This is a genomic window from Methylobacterium segetis (genome assembly GCF_004348265.1).
In the GTDB taxonomy this organism is placed as follows: domain Bacteria; phylum Pseudomonadota; class Alphaproteobacteria; order Rhizobiales; family Beijerinckiaceae; genus Methylobacterium; species Methylobacterium segetis.
In genome coordinates this window covers 1-7,625 of sequence record NZ_SMNT01000170.1, presented here as the reverse complement: position 1 = coordinate 7,625, position 7,625 = coordinate 1, and the positions used below count along the sequence as shown (strand labels likewise).

General features: G+C 66.2%; 10 protein-coding genes. 3 read left to right on the top strand and 7 right to left on the bottom strand.

The genetic code is table 11. The features are described 5' to 3' along the window. Positions 1 to 83: 83 nt before the first annotated feature. Entirely contained in the window at positions 84 to 689 is a 606-nt protein-coding gene (locus tag E1J50_RS25300) for an HdeD family acid-resistance protein (RefSeq protein WP_132256937.1), read from the top strand. Positions 690 to 983: 294 nt separating this feature from the next. On the opposite strand, the gene E1J50_RS25295 is transcribed toward E1J50_RS25300, so the two are convergent. Both E1J50_RS25295 and oxlT read right to left on the bottom strand, forming a co-directional pair. Beyond that, the gene (locus E1J50_RS25295; protein WP_132256935.1) at positions 984 to 1,202 is read right to left on the bottom strand and encodes a hypothetical protein; all 219 of its coding nucleotides are present in this window, start codon (positions 1,200 to 1,202) and stop codon (positions 984 to 986) included. 219 nt (positions 1,203 to 1,421) lie between these two features. After that, on the bottom strand, positions 1,422 to 2,741 hold the full coding sequence (gene oxlT, locus E1J50_RS25290) for an oxalate/formate MFS antiporter (protein WP_483466583.1): 1,320 nt from the start codon (positions 2,739 to 2,741) through the stop codon (positions 1,422 to 1,424). Between the two features lie 644 nt (positions 2,742 to 3,385). Here oxlT and E1J50_RS25285 point away from each other — a divergent pair. Together E1J50_RS25285 and E1J50_RS25280 are read left to right on the top strand one after the other, a co-directional pair. Next, complete coding sequence (locus E1J50_RS25285) at positions 3,386 to 3,607, top strand: hypothetical protein (RefSeq protein ID WP_245516754.1); 222 nt, start codon at positions 3,386 to 3,388, stop codon at positions 3,605 to 3,607. A gap of 138 nt (positions 3,608 to 3,745) precedes the next feature. Next, a complete protein-coding gene (locus tag E1J50_RS25280; RefSeq protein ID WP_132256931.1) occupies positions 3,746 to 3,928 on the top strand; it encodes a hypothetical protein in 183 nt (60 codons plus the stop codon). A gap of 211 nt (positions 3,929 to 4,139) precedes the next feature. Here E1J50_RS25280 and E1J50_RS25275 read toward each other — a convergent pair whose 3' ends face one another. The 5 genes from E1J50_RS25275 to E1J50_RS25255 form a co-directional block, all read right to left on the bottom strand. Beyond that, the gene (locus E1J50_RS25275) at positions 4,140 to 4,385 is read right to left on the bottom strand and encodes a hypothetical protein (RefSeq protein ID WP_132256929.1); all 246 of its coding nucleotides are present in this window, start codon (positions 4,383 to 4,385) and stop codon (positions 4,140 to 4,142) included. Beyond that, on the bottom strand, positions 4,382 to 5,122 hold the full coding sequence (locus E1J50_RS25270) for a Crp/Fnr family transcriptional regulator (protein ID WP_207919293.1): 741 nt from the start codon (positions 5,120 to 5,122) through the stop codon (positions 4,382 to 4,384). The genes E1J50_RS25275 and E1J50_RS25270 overlap by 4 nt, the downstream gene beginning before the upstream one ends. A 520-nt stretch (positions 5,123 to 5,642) precedes the next feature. After that, positions 5,643 to 5,777, bottom strand: a complete 135-nt coding sequence (locus tag E1J50_RS28380; protein WP_281024597.1) for a hypothetical protein — start codon at positions 5,775 to 5,777, stop codon at positions 5,643 to 5,645. A 718-nt stretch (positions 5,778 to 6,495) separates the two neighbouring features. Then, entirely contained in the window at positions 6,496 to 6,771 is a 276-nt protein-coding gene (locus E1J50_RS25260; protein ID WP_132256925.1) for a sulfur globule protein precursor, read from the bottom strand. 158 nt (positions 6,772 to 6,929) lie between these two features. Then, positions 6,930 to 7,190 (bottom strand): DUF6894 family protein, encoded by a 261-nt coding sequence (locus E1J50_RS25255; protein ID WP_132252303.1) that lies wholly within the window; start codon positions 7,188 to 7,190, stop codon positions 6,930 to 6,932. Positions 7,191 to 7,625: the final 435 nt, after the last annotated feature.

Below are 7,625 nucleotides of genomic sequence, written 5' to 3'. Positions count from 1 at the left end.
CCCGACCGGCATCCGTCTCGTCGGATCAAGCGTGGGTTCGCTGCCCGTGTAGATTGCGGCGGCATGTTCCAGGGAGGCGGCGCATGAGCGACGTGGCGGCCTTGAGGAATCAGAACGTTGGCGCGCGTCCCAGCCGATGGTGGTTCACGGCCGCGGGCGCCGTTCTCCTCGTCCTGGGGGTGGCGGGCCTGTACATGACGGTGGCGTTCACCGTCGCCAGCACGCTCTGGTACGGCGTGCTGCTGCTGATCGCAGGTCCGGCGGAGATCATCGAAGCCGTGGCCCAGACGCGCGAGCCCTGGCACTCCCGCGCGGCTCGAATCCTGGCCGGCGCGCTGTATGTCGCTGGCGGCCTGTACGCGGTCTTGCAGCCCCTTCAGGCCTCGGTCGCCCTGACCTTGGTGCTGGGCCTCGTCCTGATCGCATCGGGTATCGCCAGGGCTGTCTGGGCCGTCATCCACGAGGTGAAGACCTCCCGCGCCGCGGTCATTCTGTTGGCTTTGATCTCGGTGCTGCTCGGGATGGCCATCATTCAGCAATGGCCCTGGTCCGGGCTTTGGGCGATCGGATTGTTCGTCTCCTGCGATCTGCTGGCTGCCGGCCTGTCCTGGTGCTGGGCCGGGCTCGCCCGGGATCCGCGCGCGGCGATGCCGGTCGGAGCGCGTTTCGGATCGTTGGGTATCAAGTAGAGGCGCCTTGGCCGAACACCCTGCCGGCGCCCTCTGCCGCCCTGCGGTGGCGGGACGATCGTGAGCCGCGACGATGCCGCGGACCTCTTCGATCGTCATGCCGAAGGTCGACGATCCCTGACGCGCGCCCAAGGCAGGGTTCTCTGCAGGCAGGTCGGGACATCCGCGAGAGCCGAACGCTGAAGCCGAGGCGGGCGGAGCCAGAATCGTCGCCGGAGCGCGTATCACAGCCCCAACCCGGACTGACGTCGCCGCAACGCCTCGCGGACGCTGCGAGCGACTCAGGAGGCGCGATCAGCGCGCATCCTCGAGAGCGGACAGCATGTCGTACTCGTCGGCCACGGCCCCCGGGTGGAGCAGGGTATCCACCATGATGCAGACGAGGGCGACCGCAATCAGCACCACCACCAGGACTTTCGTCAGACGCAGCGCATGCCGGCGCATCCTGTGGATCGCGATACATCCGAGCGTGAAGGCTGCGGCCTCAACCAATGCCGCCGCTGGCACATGCATCGTGCTCTCCTCCGATCCTTCCGTTTCGGGCCGTGAATGTCTCTCCGGATCCCGAGCCCGTCCGCCTGGATGCCATCGCCTTGAGGCGGCCACCTCGATCGACGGACCCTTGGATGCTCCGGCTCGGAGAAGGTTTCAGGCCTACGGCCGCTCCGTGAAAAGCCGAACGGGCTCGGACATTGCCCGAGCCCGCCGTTTTCGTCGGACGTCGCTCCGGATCTATCGAGCGACCGCGACGCCGGCCTCAGCAGGAGCGGTCACGTCGGCCCGGGCATTGGCCACGACATGCTTGCGCCAAGGCTTGAGAACCGCGATCGCCAGGACCGAGGCCAGGACGTTGGCACCGGCCGCAGCCAGGAACACGTTGTCCCAGTTTCCCGAACTCTGCTGCATGTAGTTCGCGACGGGCACGAGCAAGGCTGCCGTTCCCTTGGCCGTGTAGAGCAGCCCGGCATTCGTCGCGGCGAACTTGGAGCCGAACGTGTCGGTGCAGGTGGACGGGAACAGCGAGTAGATCTCACCCCAGGCGAAGAACACGAAGCCTGACAGGAGGACGAACCACAGCGGATCGTGACCCCAGAGGTACAGCATGTAGATGCCGATACCTTCCATCGCGAAAGCGATGAACATCGTGTTTTCGCGCCCGATCTTGTCCGAGACCCAGCCGAAGAAGGGACGCGTCAGGCCATTCAGCACACGGTCGATCGTCGCCGCGAACGTGATGGCCACCATGGTGACGCCGAAGATCGTCACGGGCACCTTGTCGACATGGATGTCGGCGGCGATCGGCTTGAGGTTGGCGGTGATCATCAGGCCACCGGCGCCGACGATGACGAACATGAAGTACATCAGCCAGAAGATCGGCTGCCGCACCACCTCGCCCGGCGTGTAGTTCCGCCGCGACTGAATGTTGGCGGTGTTGCTCGAAACGTCGGGGATCTGGCCCTTCTTGGGCGAAGCCAGGAAGAAGGCGAGTGCGGCGACGACGACGCCCTGGCCGATGCCGAAGTAGAGGAAGGCCGCCTGGAAGCCCTTGTCGGCGATCATCCACTGGATGGGGGCCACGGTGAGGGCCGAGCCGGCGCCGAACCCGGCAGCGGTGATGCCGGCGGCAAGACCGCGCTTGTCCGGGAACCACTTCAGGGCGTTGCCTACGCAGGTTCCATAGACGGCGCCTGCTCCGAGGCCCGCAACAACCTGTCCGATGTAGAACATGTTGAGGGTCGAAGCGTAGGCGTTAATGACCCAGCCCAATCCGCAGAGAATGCCGCCGAAGAGGACCACGACCAACGGGCCGTACTTGTCGACGAACCAGCCCTCGATCGGCACGAGCCAAGTCTCGAAGAGAACGAACAGCGTGAACGCCAACTGGATCGCGGCGCGGTCGAAGCCGAACGCTTTCTGGATCTCGGGAACGAAGAAGGTCCAGCCGTATTGCAGGTTGGCGATCATCACCATGCAGATGACGCCGATGACGAGTTGCATCCACCGATAGCCATCGCTGACACGCTCAGCTGACGGCGCTCTCATAGTGCTCATTGCTTACCTCCCATTGCCCCACGCGGAGCGAGATTTCTTCCGCATCCCAGCCTCTTCGCGCTGCCGGATGCGAATTCGGTTGTTGGTTCCGTGAGACGAGAACGGCGTTGGAATCGGCGCGATCAGCGAGGCTCACTGCAACCCATAGTCGATATCGGCACTTGCCCCGGGCCGCGGCCCGAGGCATCTGCGATACCCGAGCTGAGCCAGAAGCTCGAGCACGTCCATCGAGGGAATTTCATCCTCCGTATTTTGTATGCCAGCATCTGTGCGAGAGGCCTCTCTGTCAAGCGAGGCTGAAATAAATTTCATTTTGCAGTGCACCATTATGCAGGCGCTGCGATCGCGGCTGCAGGGATGGCCTCTGAGAGCACTCGCTTTGGAGTGACGCCGCGGTGAGACAGGACGGAAAGGGCGGTCAGAGCCGAGAGTGCTCGAGAGCCAAAAGTGCTCGCGATCCTGGCGCGACGCGTAGTGCCCGCGGCCCGATCTCATCGCGGGCCGGCGGGGGTTCCGTGTCCGCGGAACGCGAACCCGGGTGAACCCTCATGCGGACACGCGCACGACGTGCCCTACTTCTCCGTGCGGGCAATCGCCCGGCTGACCGAACGCATCGTGAGATGCCGGCCCAGAGGAGAGTTCGCTTGCGTACCCCAACCATCGTCGCGGTCTTGTTCGCCGCCGCTAGCGCCGTGTCGCTCAGCAGCCCTGGCATCGCCGCTCCGGCCGCACCCGCCGCCGCCCTGACAGCATCATCGGATCTTGTCACCGACGTGCGGATGCACCGCCACATGAAGCCTCATCGGATGCACCGTCGTCACATGTCGCGCCGGCAGTTCCAGCATCGTCGGATGTGGGGAAACTGATTGCCCGGGGCAGCTGCGGCTGCCCCTGTGCACCGTCCGAGCTCCGCCTGCGACCCGACGCGAGGGCGCATCACGCCGCACGATTCTGCCCTGCTCCGGCTGCCGGATCGGGTGGGAGAGTCCAAGTGGGAGATTTCGATGTACGCCGAGGGAGGATGGAAGCCGCCCGGAGAGCCACCGCCCGGCAGACCCCGCCTCACGAAGCGGGAGGAGCAGGTGCTCCTGTGGATCATCTCCGTGAACCTGTTGCTCTTGTTGATCGCACCGATCGGCGGCGCGACCGTCATCCACGCCGTCCTCGCGGCCCTGCGGCAAGGCTAGATCGCGGAGCCGCCTGCGACGCATAGACGGACTGGCGGCAGGGGGCAGAGGGGCGTCTGTGACGGGCGATGAACTCCGTGCCCGGTGGGATCTCGGCCGAGCGCCAGCGCAGGCATCGCCGGACCCGTCGCAGCAAGACGGGCATCGTCACCCGATTTGATCCCTGCCGGATGTACGCTCCGGCTGTGCGAGAGCCTTCCTGCGCCTCCTGCTAGGATGGCGGCGCCAATCTCTGCTCGATCCAGGCTCGCGCCTCGTCGAGGTCGGCGAATTTGGGCGCATCCGGGGTTTGCAAACGCCCGAACCCCGCCTCCAGGAACCACATCCCGGCCTCAGCCTCGTGCTCGTCCGACAATTGCACCAGCACCGCGACCAAGCGGCCGTCGGCGAATACCAGCTCGCCCGCCTCATCGCTGCTGTCGGTTTCAACCCGGACCGGCTGGACCTGGATGCTCATGCGGCGCGCGGCTCCAGATGCAGATAGGTCGGGTCGAACTCGGCGGCCTGGGTCAGCCCTGACCAATCGTGGATCACCAACTCGCGGCCTCGCAGCGTGAGCAGCCCCCGGCTCCTGAGAACCTTCAGGGAGCGGTTGACGTGCACGTTCGTCAGACCAAGCCCATCGGCGATGTCGCTCTGGGTGATCGGCAGTTCGCAGCGGTGCTGCTGGGCGAGGCCCACCGCCTCCAGCTTCATATACATCTCGCAGAGCTGGTGCGCGATCCGGGCCTGAGCCGAGCGCCGGCCGATGCCGGTCATCCACTCGCGGAAGATGGCGGAGTCGATGAGCGTGTCGCGCCACAGGGCCGCCCCCAGGTTCGGGAAGCGAAGGATCGCATCGCGCATGTTCTCGTGCGGGATGAAGGCCAGACGGCTGGCGGTGACGGTGGCGAGGCTGTGGTCCATGACCGCGAGGTGCAGGCTCTGCAGGTCGGGCAGATCGCCGGGGACATGGTAGGACAGGATCTGGCGCTTGCCCTGATCCAGGAGCTTGTAGCGGCAGACCCAGCCGGAGAGGACGAGGCAGCAGTGGGAAGGACGATCCTTCTCGCTGACGATGTCCTGGCGCGCGTCGACCGCTCGGATGTTCGCGGGAAGGCTGAGGATGGCTTGCCGTTCCGCGTCGGCGAGCTGAGCGATGCTCTCCAGCTTGCGGATGAGCGGGATCAGATCGGCGTCGGAAGCTGGAGCCAAGTGCGTCTCGTCGAGCCCGTGGGGTGGAGGCACATCGCACCCCAGCCAGCAGCTGGGCCGCTGCTGGCAAGCTCTCGTCTAACCGTTGCCGAGCCGCGCTCATTGCTCTGGGTTAAAGGGAGAGGCCGCTCCATGTTGGGAAGCACTTTTGTGTGACACCCGACATTTCCCCAGATCTCAGGGCAGGATCGCATCCGCGGCCAGGGCGTGGATGGGTGAAGGAGCTTGCTCCTGCCTTCACTGCGGTCTGTGGGCCTGCTGCGGGAGCGGGTCGTGAGGGGGATATCCGCATTCCGGGCGGAGCCAGACGGCGCTCGATGACCTTCGTCAGACAAGCAGCCGGAGAATTCGTGATGGCGGGCGCCCCGGACGTTCGGCGGGGCAATGTCCGCGGGCGGTCGCGGGCGAAATCTCGACCTCTCAGCCGGCCCAGCCGAGAGGGACGACCCGGCCCGCGCACGAACGGCGCGGCCATCGGACCCGGCATCTCGATCGGGACGGGTGCGGTTCGGTCCGCCGGTCAGGGCCTGAACAGGGCCGCGAGCTCGTAGCTTAGGGCGACGAGGCCGAAGACCATGAAGGCGAGCAGCGCCACGATCGCGATCATCATGAAGAGGGCCGTCCAGTCACGACCCCAACTCGTCCAGAGTGCCATTGCACGCTCCCGCCGTCACGATCCGCAGTCGCTCGACCACTGCCTCGCAAGAAGATCATGGTTGCGGTGAGGCGCTGATGCGTTGGCGCACGCCGGGCCGCCCGTTTCGGGTGCCGTTCGGCACGGCATGCGGGTCAAAATCGATGAGTTTCGACTGCGCCGGCAAGAAGAGGCTGGCGCCTTGACCTTTCCCGGCCCGCGAAGCCGGGACATCTGTTCTGAGACGGCAAGTTATCGCGGTACTCTTGCGTACCGATCGATCTCGCGAATCACCCGAGCCGGACGTTCGAGGACAGGCAGGTTGCTGGTGCGCACCCGAACCCGCGCGCGGCTCACCTTCGCCCGACGCCGGCTTTCACGATCCGTCAGAGGTCGTCGCTGCTGCCCTGCCGCTCGCAGGCCGGACGGCGCGAACGCTCAGGGCGGGGGCGAGTTCTGGGGACAGGCCGGAGGGGGTGTCCCCGCTCCGGGCGGCGATGGCGGCCCGCAAGGGAGCTGAACCGCCGGCTTGCGCGACGGATCCTCGGGCGGACTACCGCGCAAGGTCAGGAGCACGCTTCCGATCACGGCCAGTGCGAGGGCGGCGACGGCGAGGATGAGGAGCCAGCGGGGCATCGCCTGAAACTAGGCCGCCGCCCCCGATGCGCCATCCCCTCGCGCAGGCAGCGCGCAGCCCGACAGGAGGCGGGCGGCGCGCATCCCCGCCGGAATCCACGGCTCAGTCGCAGATCTTCCGGACCACCATGTCCCCGTCCTCGTCGATGAAGCGCTTGACGTAGCAGGCGCCGACATAGGCCGGCACAAAGCCGACGACGCGCGTGCGCCAGCCCCAGCGGTGGCCGAAGCCGCCGTGATGATGGCCGAAGCCGCTGAACCCGCCGTGAGGGCCGAAGCCCCGGCCGCCGCCGAACCCGCGCGCGGACGCTTCACCCGCGCCGAAGGCCGCGACGCCGATCACGAGAGCGGCGGCCAGAACACGAACCGAGCGAACCATGAGAACCTCCTCCAACCGGGCCGACCCTCTCGGCCCCGAGGTTCTTATGGTCGGTGCGCCCGGCCGCGACCGTGACCCAGGTCACGGTCTCGGAGGGGAAAGGATGCGCGTCCGAACGAGCGACTCGCCCGGCCGCCCGGTCTCGCCGGACATCGGCCTCAGGCCGCCCGGGTGCTGCGCTCCTCGGAATGCCATGCCAGGGTCAGCCCGAGGGAGGCGGTGAGCACGACCTCGCTGTCGCTGGTCCTCACGATGATCCGGAGCTTCTGGTCGAGGTAGGACTCGGGACGGTCGCGCGCGATCTCGCAGAGGGCGCGGAGCACCTCCTCGGAGAGATCCGACCTCTGCGAACACTCCGCTCCCTCATTGTCGATGATCGACGCCCTGGGCTCATGCACGTCGAAGAAATAGCGGGCCATCCAGCAACTCTTTTGGGCCTGATGAACTCGGAAAGCTAAAACCTTCCGTCATGTCTTGGCCAGAACCTCACGACCTGACCAGTTATGAACAAACGTCCGGCAGTTCAACTTGCAAATAGGCTGCGGCATTGTACGGAGCCATACGCCAGACCAGGATCACGGCGACGGGTACGGTTCGCGGGAAACCGCTTTCTTCGATGGTTCAATGGTTTAGATATGAACCAACAGGAGCGCGGGGCACGGCGACGCGAAAGGGCGAGTGCGGAAGCGCACCGTCTCCGGCGAGCCGGCCGGGTCGCCGCGCGTCCTTGCCCCCCGGCCGGGGGAGACGCCGTCAGCCCATCTTCGCCTTCAAATCCTGATAGAGCTTGCGGTAATCGTAGGTCGGATAGAACTCGGTGCGGAAACCGCCCCAGGCCGCCCGCTCGATGAGGA

Coding starts and splice junctions, on each gene's coding strand:
- E1J50_RS25300 (WP_132256937.1), top strand. CDS start 84: ATGAGCGACGTGGCGGCCTTGAGGAATCAGAACGTTGGCGCGCGTCCC.
- E1J50_RS25295 (WP_132256935.1), bottom strand. CDS start 1,202: ATGCATGTGCCAGCGGCGGCATTGGTTGAGGCCGCAGCCTTCACGCTC.
- oxlT (WP_483466583.1), bottom strand. CDS start 2,741: ATGAGCACTATGAGAGCGCCGTCAGCTGAGCGTGTCAGCGATGGCTAT.
- E1J50_RS25280 (WP_132256931.1), top strand. CDS start 3,746: ATGTACGCCGAGGGAGGATGGAAGCCGCCCGGAGAGCCACCGCCCGGC.
- E1J50_RS25275 (WP_132256929.1), bottom strand. CDS start 4,385: ATGAGCATCCAGGTCCAGCCGGTCCGGGTTGAAACCGACAGCAGCGAT.
- E1J50_RS28380 (WP_281024597.1), bottom strand. CDS start 5,777: ATGGCACTCTGGACGAGTTGGGGTCGTGACTGGACGGCCCTCTTCATG.
- E1J50_RS25260 (WP_132256925.1), bottom strand. CDS start 6,771: ATGGTTCGCTCGGTTCGTGTTCTGGCCGCCGCTCTCGTGATCGGCGTC.
- E1J50_RS25255 (WP_132252303.1), bottom strand. CDS start 7,190: ATGGCCCGCTATTTCTTCGACGTGCATGAGCCCAGGGCGTCGATCATC.